The sequence below is a fragment of the Enterobacter sp. fkY84-1 genome (assembly GCF_052974705.1).
The window spans coordinates 2,387,735-2,413,902 of sequence record NZ_CP169393.1 but is presented as its reverse complement, the minus strand read 5'-3'; the positions used below and the strand labels follow the sequence as shown (position 1 = coordinate 2,413,902).

Genomic DNA, 26,168 nt, shown 5'->3' with positions numbered 1-26,168 from the left:
TCAGTGTTTCTCAAGCCACGCGCCGTAGAACGACGGGCGGCCGACCGCTTCAAAATTCACGCCTTTCAGCCACGGCGCACCGGCAAAGACCTGCGGCTCCTCGAAAATCGGAATGACGTAGGCGTTATCCAGCAGATAGCGCTGGGCATCGCCGGTCAGCTGCAGGCGTTTTTGCGGATCAACCTCTGAGGAGATATTCACCAGCAGCGCATTCAGCTTGTCGTCACGGAAGCTTTTGACCTTGTCGCTGGAGCCGCCTTTTTGCAGCAGGGCGTCGCGGTTAGCGGGGTAGAACATGCTCTTCACCACGTCCGGATCGGCGCGGCCCACTTCGGAGACGGTTAACGGGGTTTTCAGCGGGTCAAGGTTATCCAGCGTGCGGCTGCCTGCGTCACCGGCTTTCACGCTCAGCGCCACGCCCACCTGACGCCACTGCTGGGCAACCAGCTGCAGCACCTCTTTGTTTTGCGGCTGCGGCAGGGATTCATATACCGTCAGCGCCAGCCGCTGGCCGTCTTTGGCGCGGATCCCGTCGCTGCCTGCTTTCCAGCCCGCCTCGTCCAGCAGCTGGTTAGCTTTTGCCGGGTCAAAGGACAATTTGTCGCTGAGATCGACAAAGCCAGCGGCGGAATCGGCAATCACCGACTTCGCCTGCGGATAGTTGGCCGAGAAGAGGGTCTCAACCACCTGTTTTGCATTGGTGGCATGCAGCAGCGCCTGGCGCACGCGAATATCGGAGACCAGCGGGTTATCCGGGCGGAAGCTGATGCTGTCGTTCACCCCGCGCGTTGGGGCAGCGTAGATTTTATAGCCCTGGTCTGTCGCCTGCTTTTCGTCATACGCCTGGACCTGACGAATAAAATCCGCCTGACCGGCCAGCAGAGCGCCGATGCGCACGCTGTCTTCCTGAGTCACGATAAACTTGATGCCATCAAGATTGGCTGGCCCCTGCTGCGCCAGATTTTTGGGCCCCCACTGGTAGTCCTTTCGCGCTTCCAGCGTCACTTCGCGCCCCAGCTTCTCGTCTTTCACCACAAACGGGCCAGAGCCGATGATATGCCGGGCGTCACCCAGCTCTTCAAAGTTGCGCTTCAGCGTGCTGAGCGAGACCAGACCCGAGCCAATCGTGGCGGTGCCCTGCAGGAACCCCGGCGACGGTTTTTTGAAGTAGAACTTCACGGTCAGCGGGTCGACCACTTCGCTGCGATCGTAGTTATTGATCACTTCTGACACCGGCAGGCGCTGCGCCTTGTTACCTAAGCCGTAGGTATCAAAGTTTTTCGCTACGGCGTTGGCGTCCAGCGGCGTGCCGTCGGAGAAGGTGATCCCCGGGCGAATTTTAAAGGTGTATTCGGTTTTATCGGCGTTGGTGGTCCAGCTTTCGGCCACCCACGGTTCGACCTGCAGCGTCTTTGGGTTTTGCCACGTCAGTTTGTCGGTGATCTGGTTCAGAATGCCGCCGTTCGGGTAGAAGCCGCCGGCGGGCGGATAGAGGTTGGTGTGCGCCTGTTGCTCCAGATAAATCAGCGTGCCGCCTTTGACCGGCGCATCGGCGGACCAGGCTGCGGTGGTCGTCAGAATCAGCGCCGTCAGCAGCGGCAGACGAAATGGGGTTTGCATGGTGAATTCCTTTGTTATCTTCTTGTTAGCGTCGGATTCATCATCGGGCGCGGGGGAAAACAAGGGAACAAAGGAATTAAGATAAGGATTGCCGGAAAATGGCTATAAAAAAACCGCTCCGGAGAGGAGCGGTGATGAACGGTGGACGATTATGAACGTAAGTCGATCACCATACGGCCACGGATCTGGCCCTGTTCCATCTCTTTGAAGATGGCGTTGATGTCCTCGATCGGACGCATCGTGACCTTAGGTACCACTTTGCCCTCGGCCGCAAACTGGAAGGCCTCCTGCAGATCCTGACGGGTACCGACCAGCGAACCCACCACCTGAATGCCGTCCAGCACCAGACGCGGAATATCGAGGCTCATCGCTTCCGGCGGCAGGCCAACCGCGACCACGCGGCCACCGGCACGCACGGCATCTACCGCCGAGTTGAAGGCCGCTTTTGCGACGGCAGTGACGACTGCGGCATGCGCGCCGCCGGTTTTTTCCTGCACAATTTTAGCGGCATCTTCGCTGCGGGAGTTGATGGTGAGGTCCGCGCCCATGCTGGCCGCCAGCTTCAGCTGTTCGTCGTTCACGTCAAGGGCGATGACTTTGGCGTTAAAGACGTTTTTGGCGTACTGCAGCGCGAGGTTGCCCAGCCCGCCCAGACCGTAAATCGCAATCCACTGGCCCGGCTTAATACCCGACACCTTCACCGCTTTGTAGGTGGTCACGCCAGCGCAGGTAATGCTGCTGGCCGCCGCCGAATCCAGACCGTCCGGCACTTTTACCGCGTAATCCGCGGTGACGATGCACTCTTCCGCCATGCCGCCGTCAACAGAGTAACCGGCGTTTTTCACGTCACGGCACAGGGTTTCGTTGCCGGAATTACAGTATTCGCAGTGGCCGCAGCCTTCAAAGAACCAGGCCACGCTTGCGCGGTCGCCGACTTTCAGCGACTTCACGCCAGGGCCGACTTCTTTCACGATACCAATTCCTTCATGGCCCAGGATAACCCCGGTCTTGTCGCCAAAATCACCGTTCTTCACGTGAAGATCGGTATGGCATACGCCACAGCACTCCATCTTAAGCAGGGCTTCCCCATGCTTAAGCGGGCGTAAGGTTTTTTCGGTGACGTTGACCTGGTGGTCCTGAGTGACAACAGCAGCCTTCATGTGTATCTCCTTGTTCATGATAAGAATCTGCATAGCAGGTGTAATACCCCTTAAGGATTAATACATTAGCCTGGTAATGCAAGGCTGCGGCAACATAATGTCATCATTTGATTCGATTTCAGATTAAGAATACGGCGATCCTCTAATAATTAAGGGGGAAAATGCTGGCCCGGCGAGGCGCTCGCCGGGCGCAGACTTACAGCTGGGCTTCTATCTCCTCAATCTCTTTACGCCATTGTGCCTGGAGCTGCGGCTTTTGATGCTTCGGCTTGCGCGCCAGATCGTCTTCCAGCAGCGTTTCCAGCGCGATCAGCCGCTCAAGCAGATCGTCATGCGGCGAGGGGTGAACCGTCGCGGCGACAGCGGGCGCAGTGGCTGTCACCAGCCCCGCGCGTTCACGCAGCCGCTCAAACACCGCTTCTGCATCGTGCCACTCGCTCAGTTTTCCCTCTTCAATCAGCCAAAAACGGTTGCAGCTTTGGCTAATTAACTGACGGTCATGGCTGACCAGCAGCACGCCGCCTTCGAACTGCTGAAGGGTTTGCGCCAGCGCCTCTTTGCCTTCCATGTCCAGGTGGTTGGTGGGCTCATCCAGCATCAGCAGGCTGTAGCGGGCAAGCGTCAGGCCCACGAACAGCAGGCGCGAGCGTTCGCCGCCGCTGAGCGTGCTGACTTTCTGCCCATGGCGGGACCACGGGAACCCGGCGCTGATGAGCGCCATTTTGCGGTTCTGCGGATCCGGTGCAAAAGGCTCCAGCGCGTCGAGCAGCGTGGCGTCATCCGGCAGCTGATGCAGCGTTTGGTCGTAGTAGCCCGGCGAGACGCGCGGATGGATTTTCAGCCCGCAGTCCGCCGGTTCATCCGTAAAATGTCGCCAGATAAGCTTCATCAACGACGATTTACCGCAGCCGTTACGACCGACAATCGCCACGCGATCGCCGCTTTTCAGCCGCGCCGTTTCGATGCTAAACAGCGGCGGTAGCCCAGGCGCGGGCGGGACGCCGAGGTTTTCCATCTCCAGCAGACGGTCAGCCCGCAGCGCGTCGCCGCGCAGGGTTAACGTCCACGGGCTGCCCGCCGTGAGCGCGGTCTGGCTCTCTTTGAGCCGTTCGACCTGTTTTTCCATCTGTTTGGCTTTGCGGGCCAGGTCTTCGTTGTCGTAAACCTTGCCCCAGGTCGCCAGACGTTTGGCGCTGGCGGTCACGCGGTCGATCTCCTTTTGCTCCGCCTTGTGGCGCTGCGCGTCGGTCTCATCTTTGGCTTCCAGCGCCTGACGTGCCGCCGTGCAGGGAAGGGCAAAGTAGTGCAGCGTTTTATCGCGCAGGATCCAGCTGCCGTTGGTGACGGCATCCAGCAGCTGTCTGTCATGCGAGACCAGCACAAAGCTGCCCGACCAGGTCTGTAAAAAGTGCTCCAGCCAGAGCATGGTCGGCAGGTCCAGGTGGTTGCTGGGTTCATCCAGCAGGAGCAGGTCCGGCTCGTGAATCAGCGCCCGGGCCAGCAGCAGGCGGGTGTGCTGCCCGCCGCTCAGCGTGGCGGAGTGCAGCATCATATCCTGCGGCGTAAAGCCCATGCCTGCCAGCAGCGTTTCGGCTTTCCAGCGCAGGCTATCGCGCTCAGCAAAAGGTAGCTGTGCGAGGACGGCATCCAGCATGGTGAGCGGTAAAATAGCGTCCGGGAGATGTTGCTCCACGCGCGCCATCAGGCAATGCCCGGCCAGCGAGACCGTTCCGGCGGCGGGGGAATCCGTGCCGTCCAGCACCTTCAGCAGCGTACTTTTACCGCAGCCGTTATCGCCCAGCAGGCCAATGCGGTCGCCTTTTTTCAGCGTAAAGGAGAGTGAGTCGAAGAGCGTGCCAAACGCCGTATCAACGCGTAAAGATTGTGCAGTGAGTAAAGTGCTCATTGTTGCTTACCCAAGAGTTACAGGCATGTTTATGCCTCGTCAAACATCGCTGACGATAACTCAGTAAGCCCGAGAGAAGGGATTTTAGGGGTTGGTGTCTTCGCTCAAGCCGAAGTTATCGCAGCACGATACCGATAACACTTGAGCGGGTGCGATCACCAAATGTATGTGAAACATTGAAAATTTCACGATACAGCATAATTGGCCTCCTTATATATTCAGTGGGTTAATGTGTGTCGAAAGTATAATCGAATGTCACATGAATGCACGTTAAGATTTTTGTCATTATGCCGATACCCTTCATTATGAAACCAAAAGGAGGTTGAGCGTATGGCCTATTATTACGCCTATCACAGTGCATCTAATTCCAGCAATTTTGATTACAACAAGGGCTATGGTGTTAGTCCAGGTAGTGAGAAAAAGCTGAGTAATGTAAAAACAGGCGACTTTGTCTTTGTCATCCAAAATGTTCATAAATCTGTGGGATACCAGCTTTGCGGACTTTACCGTATTGAAGGGATCGATTTCGAGGAGGGAAACGTTTACCCCCATCGTGTGCAGTTGAGCGATGTGTCTAAGCTAGATGATTTTATTACGCTTGATCGCCACGAACTAAGCAAAGTTCTGCCTCCAGCGGGCAAAGAATCCCGTTGGGATCGCTTCATGAATCACTTCGCTCAAACAGGAAGAACATTCCAGAAGCCTCTGGACGCGACGGTTATTGCCATCCTCAAGGAACAACTTAACCAACAGCGAGTGGACTGCGAAGATATTCCAGGCCGCGATGAAAACGACTTTTACGACAAAGTCAGCAAGGCGTTAAAACTACAATCTGAGGAAAGACGAAAGCGGCTGCAAAATGCGTCTGTTCATCCGGCGAAAAAACAGGTTTCCGTCTGGCGTTACGATCGTAATCCCGATGTGGTGGCCGAAGTACTCCTCAGAGCTCAAAATAAATGTGAATGTTGTGATGCCCCCGCGCCATTTCAGCGTACGAAGGATGGGAGATATTATTTAGAAGTTCATCACATTATTCCGCTATCAGAAAATGGGGAAGACAACGTAGACAATGCTATTGCCCTTTGCCCTAACTGTCATCGGCAGGAGCATTACGGTGAACCGCGGATAGATAAAAGCTGGCAACCTGGCAAAAAATAAGTGGGCCAGTGGCCCACTCACATTTTAAATCGACGTACGGCGATAGCTGCGGTATTCAGGCTTCCAGAAGTTGTCGTCGATGGCCTGCTGCAGCGCGTCGGCAGAGGTTTTCACCGCCACGCCCTGCTGCTGCGCCATTTTACCCACTGCAAACGCGATAGCGCGCGACACCTTGTGAATGTCCTTCAGCTCAGGCAGAACCAGACCTTCGCCGTCGTTGACCAGCGGCGAGTGGCCCGCCAGGGTCTCGCTCGCCGACATCAGCATTTCGTCGGTGATGCGGGACGCGCCGGACGCAATCACGCCCAGACCAATTCCCGGGAAGATATAAGAGTTGTTGCACTGGGCAATCGGATAGGTTTTATCCTTCCACACCACCGGATCGAACGGGCTGCCGGTGGCCACCAGCGCATTACCTTCGGTCCAGGCGATGATGTCCTGCGGCGTCGCCTCCACGCGGGACGTCGGGTTAGACAGCGGCATCACGATAGGGCGCTCGCAGTGCTTGTGCATCTCGCGAATAATCTCTTCAGTGAAGAGACCAGTTTGCCCGGAAACGCCGATCAGAATATCCGGCTTCACGTTGCGCACCACGTCCAGCAGGGAAAGGACTTCGTTGTCGGTATCCCAGTTTTTCAGGTTGTCGCGTTTCTGCACCAGCTTCGTCTGGAACGGCAGCAGGTTCGGCATGCCGTCGGTCAGCAGGCCGAAACGGTCCACCATAAAGACGCGGGAGCGGGCCAGTTCTTCGCTTAAGCCTTCGCGCTGCGTCTGGGCGATAATCTGCTCGGCAATACCGCAGCCCGCGGAGCCTGCGCCAAGGAAGACGATTTTCTGGTAGCTCAGCTGGCTTCCCGCTGCACGGCTGGCGGCGATAAGCGTACCCACCGTGACGGCTGCGGTGCCCTGGATATCGTCGTTAAAGGAGCAGATCTCATCGCGATAGCGGTTCAGCAGCGGCATCGCGTTTTTCTGCGCAAAGTCTTCAAACTGCAGCAGCACGTCCGGCCAGCGGTGCTTCACGGCCTGGATGAAGTCGTCGACAAACTGATAGTACTCGTCGTCGGTAATACGCGGATGGCGCCAGCCCATATAGAGCGGGTCGTTGAGCAGCTGCTGGTTGTTGGTGCCGACGTCCAGCACCACCGGCAGGGTATACGCCGGGCTGATGCCGCCGCAGGCGGTATACAGAGAGAGTTTACCGATAGGGATCCCCATCCCGCCAATGCCCTGGTCGCCGAGGCCAAGAATACGTTCGCCGTCGGTCACCACAATCACTTTGATATTGTGGTTCGGCACGTTCTGCAGAATATCGTCCATGTTGTGACGGTTCTGATAAGAGATGAATACCCCGCGGGAGCGGCGGTAGATCTCGGAGAAACGCTCGCAGGCGGCACCCACCGTCGGGGTGTAGATCACCGGCATCATCTCTTCGAGATGGTTTTGCACCAGGCGATAGAAGAGGGTTTCGTTGGTGTCCTGAATGTTGCGCAGGTAGATGTGTTTGTCGATTTCCGTTTTGAAACCCTGATACTGGATCCACGCGCGCTCTGCCTGTTCTTCAATGGTTTCAACCACTTCGGGCAGTAAACCCAGCAGGTTAAAGCTGCTGCGCTCTTCCATGCTGAAGGCGCTGCCTTTGTTGAGCAGGGGGAATTCGAGTAAAACCGGTCCGGCGTATGGGATGTATAAGGAACGATGTTTTTTCAGTTTGTTGTCCATGTCACTCACTCTTTTTATGAAGATCCGTCCCTGACACTGCTGTTTGTCATCTTTCTGGCCTGTGCGATGGGGTGCGGTCCGGCGGTATTATAAAGGAGCTAAATATTAATTACCGCAACACATAAACAAAAACACCACCGGGATTACCGATGGTGTTCTGGATCTCAGTCTGGAACTTACTTGCCCGCGTGGCGTTTTCTGCCGGTGGCGTGAGTGACTTGGGTTTCGTGGTCGCCTTCAATCACCACTTTGCGCTGATTAGAAAGCTTGTAGTTCAGTCCCAGAATATGGCGTGCCTGACGGTTCGATTTCATATTAACTCCTCAATCCTGTTGATAGTTTTAAGGACCAGTTTGCTTACGCAAACGAAATGTAACCCCTTAGGTTGCAGATCCAGCTTAGCAGGTTTTTACAAGGGTGCGTTTTGCCCGCTGACGACGTAGTTAATGGTCTGCTGGTAGATGTCACTGAGGATGTCATTATCTGTGGATTCCACCCACTTAGTGAGTTCCATCAAAATGTCATCTTCAGTCACAGCACCGTGTTCGGCGTGAAGACCCTGTGCAATCGCGTTAACGAGTTCAGGTTGTGCTGCTGCGGTATTTGCCGGGTAATAAGTAAACATGCTGCCTCCGTGTCGTTGTCTGTTTAATGGTACGGCTCGCAAAAAATTTAATTCACAAACAGAATGGCAAATATTTTCACGGTTGTGGCTCAGATTCATCTTAGAAATAAAAATGACATAAGTGTATGCTTTTGTGTGCTTTTGAAATGCGGGGGTAAATCGACGTGGCGCTGAGAGAATATTATGACGGTGCTCCTGCTATCTCGAAAAAATAGCAGGAGCAGCGTTTAAATTACCACTTCATTTCGCCGGTATTCACCTTAGCGCTTAATTCCAGTGAGCTCTCTTCAGCCAGATTCGGATACTGTTTTTTCAGGGTGCTGATGACGCCCGCAGAATCTTTATGAACGGACAAGGCCTTTTCAAAGCGCTGGAGATAGTCACGGGTAAAATCAATCGCACCCGTCCCGGCTGGCGGGGTACCCAGATAGTGACCCGGGATCACGCGCTCGGGTTTGTGCGCCGCCATGTTCACCAGCGTTTCCTGCCACTGCTTACGGCTTTCCGCTGTCTGGGTGTCCGCCGTCCAGACGTGAATCCCCCAGGCTACGCCAGTGCCGCCGAGGATGGTCTTTGCGGACGGGATCCATACATAGGCCGCATAGCTGTCAGGCTGTTCGATGTCGATCTTCTCCCCGTCAACCATAAACGTGGTGGAGGCGAGCACCTGCGGGACGACCAGCTCCGTTGGCGCGCCGTCTTTCATCTGCGGACCCCAGAAGGCGAGCTTGGCGTCTTTGGTAGCCTTGATGTGATCAACCACGTGCTGCGTGGCCACCACTTTGGCGTTCGGGAAGGCTTTGACCAGCGGCTGCAGGCCAAAATAGAAATCCGGATCGCCGGAGGTGATCACAATCTTGTTCAGGGTCTTACCGCTTTGACGAATTTTCTCTACCAGCGCTTCGCCATCCTTCACGCTGAACTGCGCGTCAAACAGCACCGCCTCTTTCGGGCCGGAAACCAGCGTGGAGGAGACCGCGAAAATGCCTTTCTCCTGCGGGTTATAGGTATCAATGCTTAACGGCGCGGCAAAAGCAGCCGGCGTGAAAAGGGTGGAAAGCAGGGCAAGGTGAGTGAATTTCATGCTGTTGTCTCTGTTGTTCAGGAATGTCTCTATTGTACGGAAATTCGCATTTGCCAGAATTCCTGAAACAAGACATGCTTAGTTTCATAAATCGAGCAGATGGAGTTGATATGGATCGCGTGATTGCCGCTCAGGTTTACAACCGAATATGCGAGCTGGGAAGTTTGAGCGCGGCGGCCCGGGCGCTGGGTATTTCCCGCCCAATGGTGAGCCGCTACCTTGAACAGATGGAGAAATGGGCGGGCACGCGGCTGGTAAACCGCTCCACGCGCAAGCTGACGCTGACCGCGGCAGGCGAAAAGGTGCTGCAAAAAACGCGGACGCTCTCGCAGATCTCGCAGGAAATTGAAGGCCAGTCGGAAAAAGATCTCCCGTCTGGCACCCTGCGGGTGGCCTGCGCGCACTTTACCGCCATGCACCTGATTGCGCCGGTCCTGCCCGGTCTGCTCTCGCGCTACCCGCAGCTGCGCATCGAACTGGACGTGAACAACCATCCGGTCAGCCTGGTGGGAGAGCGCATTGATGTTGCCGTACGCATTACGGATAACCCTGAACCCGGCATGATTGCCCGTCGGCTGGGGGAGTGTCGCTCGGTCCTTTGCGCCTCGCCGGACTATCTGGCGCAGCACGGCACGCCCGGCAGCCCCGAAGAACTAGCCCGGCATAACTGCCTGCACTACAGCTTTTTTGCCGGGCAGTCCTGGCACTTCCTGACGCCGGAAGGCGAGAGCCTGAGCGTGGCCGTCAGCGGCAACCTGAGCGCCAGCATCTCTTCGCTGCTGATGGACGCGGCGATTAAGCACTGCGGTATCGCCATGCTGCCGGAGCGTGAGGCGCGAACCGCGCTGGCGCAGGGAATACTGGTGCCGGTACTGGAGACGCTGGAGCCGAAACCGCTGGCCATCCATGGCATTTATCAGTCCCGGGAATACCAGCCTGCCGCGCTGCGGGCGTTCCTTGATGAGCTGGCCCGCTATCTGGCATGAGCGCGGCGTTTGCCGTCGTTTACTTAGCCTTTAGCCAGGGGGAGGCCGTGCTCCAGAAAATAATATCCGCCCCGAGATAATTTTCCGCGAACCGATCAAATTCTGCTTTGGTGAAGGGCTTGCCGGTCTCAGGGTTCTTATAGGTCAGGGTCGGTTCCTGAACCGCCATGGCGATAAGCGGCAGCGTCTGTTTATTTTTATGGAAGAAAGGATAGGCATTCTTCATATGCGCCTTGCGGTTGGGAACAATGTCCGGCCCACCGAGGCCGACACTGTTGGCGCTGGCATACGCAAAAAGACGCCCCATGTAGTTGTGGTCATTATCCCATTCGCACGGCCAGAAGTTCACGTATTGCACCACGTGTGATTTCTGAAAAGCCTTGCGCGCAAAGGCCAGGTTTTCCATTTCTCCCGCAAAATAGCTGTCGCAGGTAAATCCGGCGGGCAGATTTTTTTCGTCAAGATCGATGGCGGTTTCAGGCAGGTTTACGCCATATACCTCGCCATCAAAGCGTTTCGCGAGGGCGGCCAGCAGCGCCTGGTAGCGCTGGCGCACCTCGGGATCCCACTGACGCGCCACCCAGCCTGAACCGACCGGCTTGCCTTCGCCGGGGTTATCGAACTGCGGCGCAATCCCGCCTCCGTATTGCTTATCGTGCATCAGATAATCCGGCACGTAGCGCGCGTCCGCCTCAAAGAAACGGTCCTGAATCTGGATAAAAAGCTTTTTCCTGGCAGCCTTAAGACGCGCGAGATCCCGTTCAATGCGCGAGAAATCGTAGCGATCCTTCTCAGGCTCAAGCGCGCGCCAGTTGTAGACGATCTGTACGCCGCCGATATCGCTTCGCACAACGAGCGGGAACGCCGCGTCGAGCTCGCCGGAGCTGGTATAGATAAAGTTCTCGGGCGTTTTCGCCTGCAAAGACAACGATAGAGCGAGGGTAGCGATCGCAACGGCCATCCTGATTTTTAGCGCCATAGGTTTATCCTTTTTGTCGGTACAGCAGGTGTAAGTCCCGGAATTGTCTGTGTTTCAGGGGCAGTCAGATGCGTAGTCTATACTTAACCCTTTGTAAGCCAAAAGGAGAGCAAGAATGACTATTCATAAGCACGGTTCGGCACACTGGTCTGGCGACATTAAGCGCGGTAAAGGAACGGTTTCCACCGAGAGCGGCGTTCTCAATCAACAGCCTTATGGCTTTAATACCCGTTTTGAGGGTGAAAAGGGGACCAACCCCGAAGAGCTGATCGGCGCGGCACATGCGGCCTGCTTCTCGATGGCGCTGTCGCTGATGCTCGGCGAAGCGGGCTATACCGCCGACGCCATTGATACCACCGCGGATGTCTCCCTCGATAAAACGGACGGTGGTTTTGCCATCACCAAGGTTGCCCTGAAGAGCAAGGTGACCGTTCCCGGCATCGCCCCTCAGCAGTTTGACGGTATTATTCAGAAAGCCAAAGCGGGCTGCCCGGTTTCGCAGCTACTGAAAGCCGAAATTACGCTGGACTATACGCTTAACTAAGCCTCAGCCGGGCTGGTGCCCGGCTATCCCTTCAGCGCGGCGGGAAACACCTCCGCCAGCCAGGCAATAAACACCTTTAGACGGTGCGTCAGATGGCGGTTCTGCGGGTATACCACGTGAAACGGGTACGCGGCAGGGCGCCAGTCGCCCAGGATCGGCGCCAGCTTTCCCGCCTGTAAATACGGCTTTGCCGAATACTCAAATGTCTGCACGATCCCCAATCCTGCCACGGCCGCCGCTAGGTGGGTATTACTTTCATTTATGCCGAGATAATGGGGGATATTGATTTCCAGCGTCTCGCCGTTCTCTCTGAAGCGAAAGGGAAACGCCCGCCCGGTGACGGGCGAGAGGTAGCTAATGAGCTTGTGGCCGTTGCACAGCTCCTGTGGATAGGCTGGAACGCCATGGTTTTTCAGGTAGCCCGGCGTCGCGCAGGTGACCATTTCGGCGTTGCCAATATGGCGAGCGATAAGGGTCGAATCGTCCAGCGGGCCGCCGCGGATCACGCAGTCTACGTTACCGCTGATCAGATCCACCGGACGATCGGCCACGCCAAGATCGATGCGGATTTCCGGATAGCGCTGCATATAATCCGGCAGCAGGGGGATGAGCACGTCCCGGGCGGTGGAGCCGCCCACGTCAACCCGCAAATGCCCTTTGGGCGTCGCGCGGGAAACGCGAAACGCGGTGTCGATGTCTTCGATATCTATCAAGACCCTGAGCGCTTTTTCATAGTATTCCATCCCTTCCGGCGTCGCGACCACCCGGCGAGTCGTCCGGTGCAGGAGGCGTATCTCCAGATGCGTCTCAAGCGATTTCACCAGCTTGCTCAGCGTGGCGATCGGCATGTTCAGCGAGTCCGCCGCGCGGGTAAAGCTGCCGGTTTCCACCACCCGGGTAAAGGCGCGCATCGCCATGAGCTGATCCATGAGACTCCCTCTGATTATTTCTGTATGTGAATAGTCATTTTCATTTTTGCTGGTTTTTCACTAATCCCGCAAGGGCTAAAGTTTGTCCAACGCAAACCCAACAAAAGGTAAATGACATGAACACGACTCTCTCAGGAAAAATCGCACTGGTCACCGGCGGCAGCACCGGCATCGGTCTTGCCACGGCGCAGGAGCTGGCTGCACAGGGCGCGAAGGTGTACATCACCGGACGTCGTCAGCGGCGGTGGCTGAAATCGCTTCAACGGCAGTGGGCATTCGCGCTGACGTGTCAAAACTGGCGGACCTGGACGAGGTCTATGCCCGGATAGCCAAAGAAGAAGGCCGCCTCGATATTCTGTTCGCCAATGCGGGTGGCGGCGATATGCTGCCGCTGGGCGCGATAACCGAAGAGCAGTTTGACCGGATTTTCGGCACTAACGTCCGCGGGGTGCTGTTTACGGTACAGAAGGCGCTGCCGCTGCTGTCCGCCGGATCCTCGATTATTCTGACCGGCTCGACGGTGTCCATTAAGGGGACGGCAAACTTTAGCGTCTATAGCGCCAGCAAGGCCGCCGTGCGTAACTTTGCCCGCTCCTGGGCGCTGGATTTGCAGGGTCGTGGGATCCGCGTCAACGTGGTGAGCCCGGGCCCGATCAAAACGCCTGGCCTCGGCGACCTCGTGCCGGAAGAACACCGCCAGGGGCTGTACGACGCGCTGGCCGCTCAGGTACCGCTCGGCCGTTTAGGCGCGCCGGGTGAGGTGGGTAAAGCGGTGGCGTTTCTGGCCTCCGATGCGGCCAGCTTTATTAACGCCACCGAGCTGTTCGTGGACGGCGGGATGGCGCAAATCTAACCCAGACTGCGCCAGCAGCGGACGTCACGGCCCTCGCGAGAGGGCTGTAACGGCTGAGGACGTTCGCACCCCTGCGCGGCCATCGGGCATCGGTCGCGGAAAAAACAGCCTTCGGGCAGACGGCGGTTGCCGGGAAGCTCCGTTTTGCGTAAGGTCAGCGTCTCATCCAGCGGTTCACCGGTGCGCGGAACCGAATCGAGCAGCAGGCGGGTGTAAGGATGGCGCGGCTCGCCAAGCACCTGCGCGGCGCTGCCCAGCTCCACAATCTGCCCAAGGTACATCACCGCCACGCGGTCGCTCATGTGCCGGACCACCGAGACGTTATGCGAGATCAACACGTAGGTCAGATTACGCTGCTGTTGAAGGGTCACCAGCAGGTTGAGGATCTGCGCCTGCACGGAAATATCCAGCGCGCTGGTGGGTTCATCGAGCACGATGATATCCGGATCGGACGAGAGCGCCCGGGCGATGGCAATGCGCTGGCGCTGCCCGCCGGAGAAGGCGTGCGGAAGCCGGTCGAGATATTCCGGGCGAATACCCACCTGCAGCGCCAGGTTTTCAGCCAGCTGGCGGCGGTCGCGCTCGCTGCTGCGCTTTTGCACCCACACCGGCTCGGTGATGATTCGCCAGACCGGCAGGCGCGGGTCAAGCGAGGAGAGCGGATCCTGAAACACCATCTGCATGCCGCCCGCGTGATGCGCCCGCTGGCAGGCGCCGGTGCTGGGCTTAAGCATGCCCATCAGCAGCTGGGCGAGCGTGCTTTTCCCACAGCCGGATTCCCCGACAATGCCAAGCGTTTCTCCCCGACGGATCTCAAGGTCGAGCCCGTTGAGCGCATGGACCCGTTCCGTCACGCGACCCAGCCAGTTTTTGCGCGCCGTAAAGTTCACGTGCACGCTATCCAGTTCCAGCAGTACATCAGACATGGGCTTTCTCCCGTTGTGGATACCAGCAGGCGGCCTGTTGGCCCTCTGCGCCAGTGGGCGCTAAGCGCGGCGTTTCGCTGCATTTCGCCCCGGCGGCAAAGCAGCGCTCGCGGAATGCGCATCCCTGCGGAAGCTGGCTGAGGTTGGGCACCGTGCCGGGGATGGCGGGAAGCGGGGCGCGCGGCTGGCCGTTTTCCGGCGCGCACTGCAGCAGACCAATAGAGTAGGGATGCACGGGCTGGTGGATCAGCGTTTGCGTGGTGCCGCTCTCGATCACGCTGCCCGCATACATTACATACACTCTGTCGCAGAGCTGTGACACCACGGCCATATCGTGGCTGATAAACAGCACCGAGGTGCCGCTGGCCCGCGCCTTGTGCTTCAGCAGGCGCAGCACCTGCAGCTGAACGGTGACGTCCAGCGCCGTGGTTGGTTCGTCGGCGACGATCAGCTCCGGCTCGCAGGAGAAGGCAAGGGCGATCATCACCCGCTGGCGCATGCCGCCGGAGAGTTCAAACGGATAGCGCGCCATGACCGCTTTCGCGTCCGGGATTTGCATCTCTTCCAGCAGGGTAATCGCCTTCTGCTGCGCCTCACGCCGGGAAAGCGGTTGATGCTGGCGGATCACCTCGACCATCTGTTTGCCAATCCGCCGCGTCGGGTTGAGGGCGGTCATGGGCTCCTGAAAAATCATCGCGACCTTTGCGCCGCGCCACTGGCGAAGCTGTTTCTCGGACGCCGTCAGGACATTTTCGCCGAGTAATTTCACCTGACCATGATGAATGCGGTAGCTGCCTTCCGGCAGAAGACGCATGGCGAGCATGGCGGTCACGGATTTACCCGAACCGGATTCGCCCACCACGCCGACAATTTCACCCCTGCCGATCTCCAGCGAGACGTGGTTCAGCGCGTGGACCTCGCCGCGGAAAATCGGGAAGCTCAGATGCAGGTCTTCAATCTTGAGAACCATGTCGGTCATCACTGTTTACCTCCTGACTTCGGATCCAGCAGATCGCGGATGCCATCCCCAAACAGGTTAAAGCCCACGGCGGTTATCAAAATCGCCGCTCCGGGAAACGCGCAGTACCACCACTGGTCCAGAACGTAGTTACGGCCAACGGCCACCATCGCGCCCCATTCGGCGGTCGGCTGCTGCGCGCCCAGGCCAATAAACCCCAGCGTGGCGGCCATCAGGATGGCGCTGCCGATGTCCAGCGACGCCTGCACGATCAGCGGCGGCAGGGCGTTGCGCAGGATGTGCCAGCTGATCACATGCCAGCGGGATGCGCCAAAGGTGCGGGCCGCCTGCACGTAGGTAAACTGGCGCACCACCAGGGTTTGGCCGCGCGCCAGGCGGACGTAAAACGGAATGCGGACAATCGCAATCGCCAGCATGGCGTTAAACAGGCTTGGCCCGAGCGCGGCGGCCAGCGCCATGGTCAGCACCAGGGAAGGTATCGAGAGCATAATGTCCATCACCCGCATGATGACGGCGTCGCCGCGCCCGCCCAGCACGCCGGACAGACAGCCCAGCAGCGAACCGATGCCGCCCGCAATTACCACCACCGCCAGCCCGGCGGTAATGGACTGCTGGCTGCCCGCCAGCACGCGGCTGAACAGATCGCGGCCCACCTCGTCGGTACCAAACCAGTGCTGCGCGGACGGCGCCTGCAGGCGCGCGGTCAGATCCAGCGCGTTCGGGTCGTGCGGCACGATCCACGGTGCGGCCACCATAATGAAAAGCATCACCAGCATTATGACGCCGCCAACGATCGTGAGCGGACTTTGGCGCAGCATCCAGAACAGCTTTGCCCAGTTGATGCGTTGTCTGGCGGTTTTCACCGGGACGGGCGTTTCCTGCGTTAACATCATTCGGCACCTCCGCGCCCGATTCGCGGGTCAATCCACAGGTAAAGCAGATCGACCACCAGATTAACCAGCACGTAGGCCAGCGAAACAACGACGGCAAAGCCCATCACGGCGGGGAAATCGAGCGCCTGAATGGACGTCACCACCCAGGCGCCCATGCCCGGCCAGGCAAAGACGGTTTCGGTCAGCACGGCCCCGTAAAGCAGATCCCCCAGCGCCAGCCCGAGCACGGTAATCGACGGGATCATCGCATTCGGCAGGGCGTAGCGCAGGACGATATACCAGCCGGGCAGGCCGCTGGCGCGTGCCGTGCGGATGTAGTCTTCGCTAAGCTGCTCCAGCATCGCGGAACGGACCTGACGCGCCACGATGCCGAGATGCACAAATGCCAGCGTCAGCGAGGGTAAAATTAGGTGCTGCAGCGCATTGAAAAAGACCTCGCCGTTGCCTTCCAGCAGCGCGTCAAGCAGATAAAAGCCGGTGACGTGCGTCGGCGGATCGAGCCAGTCGTCCAGCCTGCCGCCGCCCGGCAGGATTTGCAGGTGCCCGTAGAACAGCACAATGACGCCCAGCCCAAGCCAGAAGGCCGGGGTGGAGATCCCGGTCATCGCCATTAAACGCACCAGGTGATCCAGCCAGCGGTTGCGGTACACCGCCGATAAAACCCCCAGCGGCACGCCGATGACCAGCGCCAGCAGGAGGGAACAAAAGGCCAGCTCCAGCGTGGCGGGGAAAAAGGCCTTCAGGTCTTCCGCAACCGGGCGTCCGGTACGGATAGAGGTGCCTAAATCACCGTGGATCAGGGCGTCCACGTAGCGGCCAAACTGAACGTAGAGCGGCTGATCCAGCCCCAGCTGCTGGCGAATGTTCTGCACGATGTCGTCGCTGGCGCGGTCGCCGGCCAGCAGACGGGCCGGATCGCCGGGGATCAGGTGCGAAATAATAAAAGTGATAATACAGACACCGGCCACCACCAGGAGTAACCCCCAGCAGCGCTGGCGCACGATGCTCCAGAACGTCATACACTTTCCCCCGGCGAAACGGTTACTTGCTCATGGTGGCGATGTTAAACACCTGCTCGAGCATCGGATTAAAGGTGAAGCCTTTGACCTCTTTGTTCATCGCCAGCTGGTAGTTCTTCTGGAACAGATAAACGTAGGCCGCCTCGTCGATGACCACCTTTTGCGCCTGCTGGTAATCTTTGGTGCGTTCCGCCTGGTCCGTGGTTTTCAGCGCGGCCTGCAGCAGGGAATCGACCTCTTTGTTCTCATAGAACGAACGGTTGCCCGGCAGACCTTTCTTGTCCGATTCGAACCAGTAGTTCATAAACATGTACGGGTCGGCAAAATCCGGGCTCCAGTTGCCGATGGCGATGTCGTAATCGCCTTTGCCGACGCGGTCGCGCATGGTGGCGTTGGCCAGTTTCTCCAGCTTGACGTTAATGCCGATCTTGCCGAGGCTGGCCTGAGTCGAAAGGGCGATAGGCTCCCAGTTTGGATCGTTGTCCGAGTAGAGGAAGGTCAGGCTGGCGGGCTTGTCTTTGACCTTCTCCAGGGCTGCTTTAGCTTTGGCTTCGTCGAAGCTGTACTGCATGGCCGTGGCGTCAAAGCCCCACATGCCTTCCGGGATCGGGCCGCGCATCTGCTTGCCGTTGCCGCTCAGAATGCCTTTCACCATCCCCTCATAGTCCGTCGCCCAGGAGACCGCGCGGCGTAAATCCACCTGATTGAGCGGCGCTTTGCTGTTGTTGAGGTAGAGGTAGGTCACGCGCAGAGACGGGTATTCGGCGACGGCGACATTGCCTTCCTGCTTCAGGGCCGCCAGCTGATCGACCGGCAGGGAGTCGGCAATGTCCAGATCGCCGCGGGAAAGCTGCAGACGGCGCGACGCGCTCTCACCGATAATTTTCACCGAGACGCGCTTGAAGTGCGGCTTGTCGCCCGACCAGTGCGGGTTTGGCACCAGCACCAGCTGCTGGCCTTTCTGCCAGCTTTTCAACATAAACGGCCCGGAGCCGGCGGTGTTTTGCGCCAGAAAGCCGCGCGCGTCGTCCGCGGCATTGGCCTTCAGCACCGTCGGGTTAATGATGGAGGCGCCGTCGTTCGCCAGGGTGTAGAGGAAAGGCGCGAACGGCTGGCTGAGGGTGAATTTCACCGTGTGCTCATCAACGGCCTCCACTTTCAGATCTTTCGGGAAGGCCTCAGACGGCCCCTGGCTGAGCTTCAGCAGGCGCTCAAAGGAGAGTTTGACCGCCTCGGCGGTGACCGGCGTGCCGTCGGAGAATTTGGCGTTATCCGCCAGGGTGAAGGTCCACTCTTTCTGGTCGTCGGAAGCTTTCCAGCCCGTCGACAGATCGCCCTCCACCTCGGTAGAGCCTGGCTTGTACTTGACCAGACGCTGGTAGGACGGATAGGTGACGGTCCAGTCGTTGTTATCAATGGTGATGGCCGGGTCGAGCGTTTGCGGGTCGGCGGCTTTACCGATGACCAGCATGTCTTTCGGGACGGCAGCCAGCGCCAGCGGTGCACTCAGGGCCAGCGTGGCGGCAATGACGGTCGTGAGAAGCGATGTTTTCATGGCAGTGCTCCAGGTTCAAAGAGAGGTGTGCGTCAGGGGAAAACAGGCAAAACGGTCTTCCAGCAGCGGGTAGCTGGCGGCGTTCGGCAGTTCGAAGTGCCACCATTCGCTGCCGATCCCGACAAAACCGCCGCCGAACATGATGGCGTTCAACAGCAGACGGTTGCGCTGGGCGTGCGGCGGCACGGAAGGGTGATACGGATGCGAGCGGTCATGCATTTCGTCAAAACCGGCGCCCATATCCAGCACGACGTTATGCTCGTCCATCAGCGTGACGTCGATGGCCGTGCCGCGGCTGTGGTTAGAGCCAATCGCCACGTCGACCACATATTCCGGGTTCGGGCAGGCCTCCCACAGCTGGGCCTGCGCCTGCTGCGGCCGATAGGCGTCGTAGACCACCAGCTTCAGCCCGGCCAGCGTGGCAATGCTGATGGCTTTAGCCAGCGCGGTAGCGGCATCGGTGTGCAGCAGGCACAGCGTCTCCTGATAGATCGGGCGGCCTGTGATGTTGTCGGCGGTGGCGTACTTCAGATCGATATGCAGCGTGGGGAACGTCTTCGCCACATCAATCAGTTCACTTTCTACGGGCATAGCTCCGCTCCTTTAGCGTTCGAATTGACCAAACTCTTGTTGTAATTGTCGGTTTACCGCCAGGCGCGCCGGGAGCGCATCGCCCAGCGCTTCCACCACGCCCGACAGCAGCAGGTTGAACAGACAGCTCACGGGGGCAAGTGAATCCCAGAAATGACCGGTATCGGTTTTCACCTGCAGTAAATCCATCGGGTAATCCCGCGCCCACGGGCACCAGATGTCGGTGATTAAGGCCAGCGGAATGCCTTTCTCGCTCGCGACGCGGCAGTACTGGCGGGCCATCGTGGAGTAGGTGCGCGTATCGGTCAGCACGACATAAGGGTGCGCAAACCCGGAGTTAAGGGATTCCACCCAGCTGCCGGAAGCGCCTTCGGCATAGCTCACCCGCGGGCGGAGGTATTCAAGGTGGCTGAAGAAGGCGTTGGCGATCCCGCGCGTGGACTGGATCCCCAGCACAAAGACCGCGTCCGCGTGGGCCAGATGGTGCACTACCTGGCGGAAGGCGTCCGTTTGCGCCAGCTGATACACCTGCGTGATGGCATCCACTTCCAGCGACAGGGCGTGCTGAAGGCGGTTGGGCAGGGGGCGCTGCTGCTGCCAGGAGTCGAGGCGCTCGTTCATGCCCCAGGGCTGATACGGATCGCGCAGGCTCTTTTTGGCATCCTCCAGGTTGCGATATCCCAGCTTGCGCAGGAAGCGTCCGACGGTGATCCCGCTGGTCCCGCTCGCCAGCCCGACGCTCTCCGCCGTTTCAAACGGGATTTGCGCGGCGTGCGCCAGCAGCCAGCTTCCGACCCGCTTTTCGCTGGGCGTGAGCTGGCTGAAGGTCGCCTCGATACGGCTTAACATCTCGGGTTTCGTCGTCATACCGCCTCGCTGTTAACAGGCTGTCAAAAGCTGAATATGTGTTACCGGGTTAACAATGCATGACGCGTGCCATGTTCACAGAAGGGCGAAAACCCGCTGCGCAGTAAACTTCATGCAATATTTCGTTAACCAATGATCAACATTTGTGCAGCGTAGTTCACTTTTGGTGCACTGGCTGACCTGGCAGGGATGAATTTGGTGAATACGTCAGCCCGTTCACATTTTTGATAAGATAGAAAGACAGTGAACATAAAAGGGATCCCGGCATGGCGAATTGGCCCTGGCGAGTCAGCGTGCGCCTGGTGGCGCTTGCAAAGAAAACAGGGATGGTCGTGGGGATCGTCCTGGTCGTCCTGCTGGCGGTGCGGGTCTATCTCTCGCAGCAGGGGCCGGAACTGCACCCGTGGCACACCTGGCGGGGAGATGAGATGTCCGTACGCGAGCTGGATAACGCCGATTTCGCCGGGTACCTCGCCCGTGAAAAGGCGATTTTCACCGATCTGGATAACGCGGTGACGGCGAAAACAGCGGGCGAGGATCAAACTCCGTTAAACCGCTACTACCGCCAGAGCCTGGTGTGGCCCGGCCAGTTTGCCCCCGATGCCAACCGCTCCTTTGTGCTGATGCCAGCCGGGAAGCCCCGCGGCGCGGTGGTGCTGCTGCACGGCCTAACCGACTCGCCTTACAGCGTCAGGCACCTTGCCGTGAACTATCAGCAGCACGGCTTTGTGGCCGTGGTCCCGCGTCTTCCCGGACACGGCACCGCGCCCGGCGCGCTGACGGACGTGGACTGGGAAATGTGGCTGGCAGCGACGCGGCTTGCGGTGCGGGAAGCCACGCGCCTGACGGGGAATAACGTGCCGCTGCATCTGGTGGGCTACTCCAACGGCGGGGCGCTGGCGATGAAGTATGCCCTCGATGCGCTGGAAGACCCTGCGCTGCGTAAGCCTCAGCAGATGATCCTGCTCTCACCGATGATCGGCGTGACGGCCTTTGCGCGGTTCGCCGGATTCGCCGGGCTACCGGCGCTGTTGCCGCCGTTTGCCAAAGCGGCCTGGCTGAATATCTCCCCGGAATATAATCCGTATAAATATAACTCGTTCCCGGTGAACGCCGCCCGCCAGTCGTGGCTGCTGACAAAGGCCCTGCAGGAGCAGATTGGCCGCGAGGCGCGGGAAAACAGGCTGGCGAATTTGCCGCCTGTGCTGGCGTTCCAGTCGGTGATGGACTCTACGGTCAGTACCCGCGCGGTGGTCAGCGGCCTGTTTGACCAGCTTCCGGCAAACGGCAGCGAGCTGGTAGTGTTTGATATCAACCAGGCGGCGAGCTTCCGTCCGCTCTTTAAACCGTCGTCCTGGACGGCCACCACGGCGCTGCTGCCGGTCGCGCAGAGGCGTTACAGTGTCACTATTATCACCAATGCCGGCGAGCACAGTTTCTCGACGGTGGCGAAAATCACGCCGGCAGGCAGCACGCAGGAGACGGTCGTGCCGCTTGCCCAGTCCTGGCCGCAGGATGTTTATTCCCTGTCGCACGTTGCGGTGCCGTTCCCGCCAGATGACGATCTCTATGGTCGTGAACCACGCGTGAAAAACCGATATGGCATCAGCCTGGGGACGATTGCGCTGTGGGGAGAGACGTCCGTGTTGAGCGTCGGGAAAGAGGCGCTTATGCGGGTCACCTCGAACCCGTTCTACGACTATATGCAGGAGAGGATTAACAGCCGGATCGGGGACCAGAAAAAGTAATGTTCCCTTGTGGCGTGAATATGTTAGGTCGCATTGATTAAGTATGTTACATAGTAGCTTCAAGGCACCTCTCTTTATCACTGGAACCCCTTTTTGTGCTGACGACGCTGATCTACCGAAGCCACTTGAATTTATCCCGCCCGTTCACCGAACTGCGGGAGCTGGTGGAGCGCGCCCGGGGCCGCAACGTAAAACTGGACATTACCGGCGTCCTCCTTGCTAAAGGCAACGACGTTCTGCAGATCCTCGAAGGGTCGGAAGAGAGTGTGGTCAAACTGTTCCATAAAATCCGCGAGGACAAGCGGCACAGCGGGGTAGTAGAACTGCTGCGGGACTATGGTCCGCGCAGACGCTTCGAAAACGTCGGTATGCTGCTGTTCGACCTGCAAACGCAGTCGCCGAAAGAGGTGCTGCAGTCGGTGCTGCGCTACAGCAAGCTGGACAGCTATCTGACCTCCGACGATCGGGTGTTCAAATTTATTCAGACCTTTATAACCGGTAAACGTCCGGCCCCGTCGGGGGCACGCTACACCGCGGACAAATGGACGCTCTCGACCGAAGCGCTACCCTTTGGCGAACATCTGGGCCTGATTGCCGGGCAAACCTGTCAGTTTGCGCTGCAGCCTATTGTCGAGCCCTCGGAAGGGAAGATCAGCTCCCTTGAGGCGCTTATCCGCGGCAACGACGGCGGCAGCCCGGAGCATTTCTTCAGCACCGTCGACCCGGACAACGTCTACGAAGTCGATCTCCAGACAAAAGCCTATGCCTTTGCGCTGGCGGAAAAGCTGGGCATTGGTAGCCATAAAATCGCGGTAAACCTGCTGCCCATGTCGCTGGTGAATGTCCCTGGCGCGGTGGAATTTCTGGTCGAACAGATTAAAAAACATGGCCTTCAGCCGGAGCAGGTGGTCATTGAAGTCACTGAAAACGAGATGATCTCCGGGCTCAACCAGTTTAACAGCGCTATCAAGCAGCTTCGCGGTGAGGGGATTGGCCTGGCGATCGATGATTTTGGCTCGGGCTATGCCGGGCTTTCGCTGCTTACCCGCTTCCAGCCGGATAAAATTAAAATCGACCGTGAGATTGTCAGCAACATCCACCTGAGCGGCCCAAAACAGGCGATTGTGCGCTCCATCATCAGCTGCTGCTCCGATCTTGAAATCACCCTGGTGGCCGAAGGCATCGAGAAAATTGAGGAGTGGTGCTGGCTCGAATCGGCCGGGATCCGCCGCTTTCAGGGATTCCTGTTTGCCCGGCCGCAGCTTAATGGCGTCGGCGATATCCACTGGCCGCATCTGGTGCGGTAAGCCAATTTTCCCTCCCGTTATTTCCCCTTTGCCCGGCCTGTGCTTAAATAGCTAAAACGGTTTAACATGGTTTAGCTACGAGGATCACATGAAGAAAATCTGGGTACTTGGCGATGCGGTAGTGGATTTGCTGCCGGATGGAGAAGGTCGATTACTGCAGTGTCCCGGCGGCGCGCCGGCGAACGTCGCGGTCGGTATTGCCCGGCTGGGCGGCCAGAGCGCCTTTATCGGCAGGGTTGGCGACGATCCTTTCGGGCGCTTTATGGCGAAAACGCTCGCTGACGAGCGGGTTGACGTGACGTGGATGCGCCTTGACCCGGCGCACCGCACCTCAACGGTGGTGGTCGATCTCGACGACCACGGCGAGCGCTCGTTTACCTTCATGGTGCGCCCGAGCGCCGATCTGTTTCTCGAACCCGACGACCTGCCGACGTTCAGCGCCGGGGAGTGGCTGCACGTCTGCTCCATCGCCTTAAGCGCCGAGCCGAGCCGGACTGCGACGTTTCAGGCGATGGCCGCCATTCGTGAGGCAGGCGGTTACGTCAGCTTCGACCCCAATATTCGCCCGGACCTCTGGCCGGATGAGAACGCACTGCATGGCTGCCTGGAGCAGGCCCTGCAAAGCGCCGACGTGGTGAAACTTTCGGTAGAAGAGCTGGCCTTTTTCACCGGCAGCGCGGAAGTCAACGTTGGTCTGGAGGTGCTGATGCAGCGCTGCCCGGCGCGTCTGGTGCTGGTCACTCAGGGAAAAGCGGGCGTAACCGCGTGGCATGAAGGTACCGTAAAACACTACCCGGCAACGCCTGTGCAGTGCGTCGATACGACCGGTGCGGGCGATGCCTTTGTGGCGGGGCTGCTCTACGGGCTGGCCGCCGGACAGGACCTGACGCCGGTTATTGCGCTCGCCCAGCGCTGCGGCGCGCTGGCCACCACCGCCAAAGGGGCGATGACCGCGTTGCCCTGGCAGCACGACCTGTAATTTCTCCTCTCCTGGCCGCCATCCGGCGGCCTGAATTGTCGCCTCGATCACACTTACTAAATCGGTTTAGCAAAAAAGATTGCCGATCCAAAATTCACAGGTTTAGTATCAGCAACCTAAACCGGTTTAGCAATTTAGCACGTTTAATGACTTCTTTTAGGGATGCGACAAAATGTATAAAAAACGCAGACTTGCCGTGATGATAGGCATGCTGGCCGGAAGTACCTCTGTTTTTGCCCAGACGGATATGTCCAGTATTGAAGCGCGTCTTGCCGCGATGGAGCAGCGCCTTCAGGACGCGGAAACGCGCGCGCAGGTGGCTGAGAAGCGCGCTGCGGCAGCAGAACAAAAAACGCAGCAGCTGGTTGCCGCTCAGCAGCAGGCGCAAACGACAACCCAGGAGGTGGCGCAGCGCACCACCGCGCTGGAGAAGAAGGCGGATCAGACCGGTGGGTTTGAGTTCCACGGCTATGCCCGCTCTGGCCTGCTGATGAACGATGCGGCCTCCAGCAGCAAAAGCGGCCCTTACCTGACCCCAGCCGGTGAAACCGGCGGTGCGGTGGGGCGTCTGGGTAACGAAGCCGACACCTACGTCGAGCTGAACCTGGAGCACAAGCAAACCCTGGATAACGGGGCGACCACGCGCTTCAAGGCGATGCTGGCCGACGGTCAGAGAACCTATAACGACTGGTCAGCCGATACCAGCGACCTCAATATTCGTCAGGCCTTCGCGGAGCTGGGCAACCTGCCTGATTTTACCGGCGCGCTGAAGGGCAGCACCTTCTGGGCGGGTAAACGCTTCGACCGCGACAACTTTGACATCCACTGGCTGGATTCCGACGTGGTGTTCCTGGCCGGTACCGGCGGCGGCGTTTACGACGTGAAGTGGAACGATTCACTGCGCAGCAACTTCTCCATTTACGGCCGCAACTTTGGCAGCGTGGAGCAGACCGACAACAACGTTCAGAACTATATCCTCAGCATGAACCACTTCGCCGGCCCGTTCCAGCTGATGGTGAGCGGCCTGCGGGCGAAGGATAACGACGACCGTAAAGACACTAACGGCGATCTCATCAAAACTGACGCCGCCAATACCGGCGTTCATGCCCTGGTGGGCTTGCATAATGAGAGCTTCTACGGCCTGCGCGAAGGGACCGCCCAAACGGCGCTGCTGTATGGTCACGGGCTGGGTGCGGAGGTGAAAAGCATCGGCTCCGACGGCGCGCTGCTGTCTGAGGCGGATACCTGGCGCTTCGCAAGTTACGGTGTCACGCCGATCGGCGGTGGCTGGAGCGTTGCGCCCGCCGTTCTGGCACAGAGCAGTAAAGATCGCTACGTCAAGGGCGATAGCTATGAGTGGGTAACGCTCAATACCCGCCTGATCAAAGAGGTCACCCAGAATTTCGCGCTGGCGTTTGAGGGAAGCTACCAGTACATGGATTTAAACCCGGAGGGCTATAAGGACCGCAACGCCGTGAACGGCAGTTTCTACAAGCTGACCTTTGCGCCGACGTTAAAAGCGAGCAAAATCGGCGATTTCTTCAGCCGTCCTGAACTGCGCCTGTTTGCCACCTGGATGGACTGGAGCAGCAAACTGGATAATTACGCCAGCGATGATGCCTTTGGCAGCAGCGGCTTCAACGCCGGCGGGGAATGGAACTTTGGGGTCCAGATGGAAACCTGGTTTTAACCCATCACGCTCCCGCCTGGCGGGAGCGTTTCGCACATCATAAAAAGA

The 26,168-nt window shown here is 58.6% G+C and carries 23 protein-coding genes and 1 pseudogene; 8 read left to right on the top strand and 16 right to left on the bottom strand.

All coding sequences use genetic code 11. The features are described from left to right. From ACEPLT_RS11515 to ACEPLT_RS11505, 3 genes are all read right to left on the bottom strand, one after another. Complete coding sequence (locus ACEPLT_RS11515; protein ID WP_232927749.1) at positions 1-1,620, bottom strand: TIGR04028 family ABC transporter substrate-binding protein; 1,620 nt, start codon at positions 1,618-1,620, stop codon at positions 1-3. A 149-nt stretch (positions 1,621-1,769) separates the two neighbouring features. After that, positions 1,770-2,780, bottom strand: coding sequence for an alcohol dehydrogenase AdhP (gene adhP, locus ACEPLT_RS11510; protein WP_008501719.1), 1,011 nt, complete (start codon positions 2,778-2,780; stop codon positions 1,770-1,772). 196 nt (positions 2,781-2,976) lie between these two features. Then, entirely contained in the window at positions 2,977-4,686 is a 1,710-nt protein-coding gene (locus tag ACEPLT_RS11505) for an ABC-F family ATP-binding cassette domain-containing protein (RefSeq protein ID WP_032674849.1), read from the bottom strand. Positions 4,687-5,016: 330 nt separating this feature from the next. Between ACEPLT_RS11505 and ACEPLT_RS11500 the strand changes: the two genes are divergently transcribed. Further along, complete coding sequence (locus ACEPLT_RS11500; RefSeq protein ID WP_050595298.1) at positions 5,017-5,844, top strand: HNH endonuclease; 828 nt, start codon at positions 5,017-5,019, stop codon at positions 5,842-5,844. Positions 5,845-5,868: 24 nt separating this feature from the next. On the opposite strand, the gene ACEPLT_RS11495 is transcribed toward ACEPLT_RS11500, so the two are convergent. The 4 genes from ACEPLT_RS11495 to ACEPLT_RS11480 form a co-directional block, all read right to left on the bottom strand. After that, positions 5,869-7,566 carry an NAD-dependent malic enzyme gene (locus ACEPLT_RS11495; RefSeq protein WP_032674848.1) on the bottom strand — a complete coding sequence of 566 codons (1,698 nt, stop codon included), beginning with the start codon at positions 7,564-7,566 and terminating at the stop codon, positions 5,869-5,871. 176 nt (positions 7,567-7,742) lie between these two features. Beyond that, positions 7,743-7,880, bottom strand: coding sequence for a stationary-phase-induced ribosome-associated protein (sra, locus tag ACEPLT_RS11490; RefSeq protein WP_008501714.1), 138 nt, complete (start codon positions 7,878-7,880; stop codon positions 7,743-7,745). Positions 7,881-7,975: 95 nt separating this feature from the next. Further along, positions 7,976-8,191, bottom strand: a complete 216-nt coding sequence (gene bdm / locus ACEPLT_RS11485; protein ID WP_013096534.1) for a biofilm-dependent modulation protein — start codon at positions 8,189-8,191, stop codon at positions 7,976-7,978. A gap of 232 nt (positions 8,192-8,423) precedes the next feature. Continuing rightward, entirely contained in the window at positions 8,424-9,275 is an 852-nt protein-coding gene (locus ACEPLT_RS11480) for a Vmh family MBL fold metallo-hydrolase (protein ID WP_025911005.1), read from the bottom strand. Positions 9,276-9,385: 110 nt separating this feature from the next. On the opposite strand from ACEPLT_RS11480, the gene ACEPLT_RS11475 reads away from it, so the two are divergent. Further along, positions 9,386-10,261 (top strand): LysR family transcriptional regulator, encoded by an 876-nt coding sequence (locus ACEPLT_RS11475; protein WP_032674847.1) that lies wholly within the window; start codon positions 9,386-9,388, stop codon positions 10,259-10,261. A 19-nt stretch (positions 10,262-10,280) separates the two neighbouring features. On the opposite strand, the gene ACEPLT_RS11470 is transcribed toward ACEPLT_RS11475, so the two are convergent. After that, positions 10,281-11,240 carry a hypothetical protein gene (locus ACEPLT_RS11470; protein WP_032674846.1) on the bottom strand — a complete coding sequence of 320 codons (960 nt, stop codon included), beginning with the start codon at positions 11,238-11,240 and terminating at the stop codon, positions 10,281-10,283. Positions 11,241-11,355: 115 nt separating this feature from the next. Between ACEPLT_RS11470 and ACEPLT_RS11465 the strand changes: the two genes are divergently transcribed. Beyond that, entirely contained in the window at positions 11,356-11,784 is a 429-nt protein-coding gene (locus ACEPLT_RS11465; protein WP_008501708.1) for an OsmC family protein, read from the top strand. Positions 11,785-11,807: 23 nt separating this feature from the next. Here ACEPLT_RS11465 and ACEPLT_RS11460 read toward each other — a convergent pair whose 3' ends face one another. Further along, positions 11,808-12,713, bottom strand: a complete 906-nt coding sequence (locus ACEPLT_RS11460) for a LysR family transcriptional regulator (RefSeq protein ID WP_032674845.1) — start codon at positions 12,711-12,713, stop codon at positions 11,808-11,810. Positions 12,714-12,829: 116 nt separating this feature from the next. Between ACEPLT_RS11460 and ACEPLT_RS11455 the strand changes: the two are divergent. Continuing rightward, positions 12,830-13,566, top strand: a pseudogene (locus ACEPLT_RS11455) (SDR family NAD(P)-dependent oxidoreductase). Here the strand turns inward: ACEPLT_RS11455 and ACEPLT_RS11450 are convergent. Genes ACEPLT_RS11450 through ACEPLT_RS11420 form a run of 7 tightly spaced genes read right to left on the bottom strand, consistent with a single transcriptional unit; the run spans position 13,563 to position 20,396 of the window. Next, positions 13,563-14,492, bottom strand: coding sequence for an oligopeptide/dipeptide ABC transporter ATP-binding protein (locus ACEPLT_RS11450; RefSeq protein WP_032674844.1), 930 nt, complete (start codon positions 14,490-14,492; stop codon positions 13,563-13,565). The pseudogene ACEPLT_RS11455 and the gene ACEPLT_RS11450 overlap by 4 nt on opposite strands. Next, entirely contained in the window at positions 14,485-15,471 is a 987-nt protein-coding gene (locus ACEPLT_RS11445) for an ABC transporter ATP-binding protein (RefSeq protein ID WP_032674843.1), read from the bottom strand. The genes ACEPLT_RS11450 and ACEPLT_RS11445 overlap by 8 nt, the downstream gene beginning before the upstream one ends. Next, the gene (gene ddpC / locus ACEPLT_RS11440) at positions 15,471-16,364 is read right to left on the bottom strand and encodes a D,D-dipeptide ABC transporter permease (RefSeq protein WP_025911018.1); all 894 of its coding nucleotides are present in this window, start codon (positions 16,362-16,364) and stop codon (positions 15,471-15,473) included. Before ddpC ends, ACEPLT_RS11445 begins: the two co-directional genes overlap by 1 nt. Further along, entirely contained in the window at positions 16,361-17,383 is a 1,023-nt protein-coding gene (locus ACEPLT_RS11435) for an ABC transporter permease (protein WP_032651902.1), read from the bottom strand. The genes ddpC and ACEPLT_RS11435 overlap by 4 nt, the downstream gene beginning before the upstream one ends. Before the next feature lie 22 nt (positions 17,384-17,405). Beyond that, positions 17,406-18,938: an ABC transporter substrate-binding protein gene (locus ACEPLT_RS11430; RefSeq protein WP_032674842.1), complete on the bottom strand. Its 1,533-nt coding sequence runs from the start codon at positions 18,936-18,938 to the stop codon at positions 17,406-17,408. 15 nt (positions 18,939-18,953) lie between these two features. Next, positions 18,954-19,529, bottom strand: a complete 576-nt coding sequence (gene ddpX, locus ACEPLT_RS11425) for a D-alanyl-D-alanine dipeptidase (RefSeq protein ID WP_032674840.1) — start codon at positions 19,527-19,529, stop codon at positions 18,954-18,956. Between the two features lie 12 nt (positions 19,530-19,541). Beyond that, a complete protein-coding gene (locus tag ACEPLT_RS11420; protein ID WP_023327526.1) occupies positions 19,542-20,396 on the bottom strand; it encodes a MurR/RpiR family transcriptional regulator in 855 nt (284 codons plus the stop codon). Positions 20,397-20,662: 266 nt separating this feature from the next. Between ACEPLT_RS11420 and ACEPLT_RS11415 the strand changes: the two genes are divergently transcribed. The 4 genes from ACEPLT_RS11415 (at position 20,663) to ACEPLT_RS11400 (ending at position 26,120) form a co-directional block, all read left to right on the top strand. After that, complete coding sequence (locus ACEPLT_RS11415) at positions 20,663-22,144, top strand: alpha/beta hydrolase (protein WP_047748885.1); 1,482 nt, start codon at positions 20,663-20,665, stop codon at positions 22,142-22,144. A 95-nt stretch (positions 22,145-22,239) separates the two neighbouring features. Beyond that, positions 22,240-23,451 (top strand): diguanylate phosphodiesterase, encoded by a 1,212-nt coding sequence (locus tag ACEPLT_RS11410; protein ID WP_163342015.1) that lies wholly within the window; start codon positions 22,240-22,242, stop codon positions 23,449-23,451. Between the two features lie 88 nt (positions 23,452-23,539). After that, the gene (locus ACEPLT_RS11405; RefSeq protein ID WP_021240176.1) at positions 23,540-24,430 is read left to right on the top strand and encodes an aminoimidazole riboside kinase; all 891 of its coding nucleotides are present in this window, start codon (positions 23,540-23,542) and stop codon (positions 24,428-24,430) included. Between the two features lie 172 nt (positions 24,431-24,602). Next, positions 24,603-26,120: a carbohydrate porin gene (locus ACEPLT_RS11400; RefSeq protein ID WP_447088247.1), complete on the top strand. Its 1,518-nt coding sequence runs from the start codon at positions 24,603-24,605 to the stop codon at positions 26,118-26,120. Positions 26,121-26,168 lie beyond the last annotated feature (48 nt).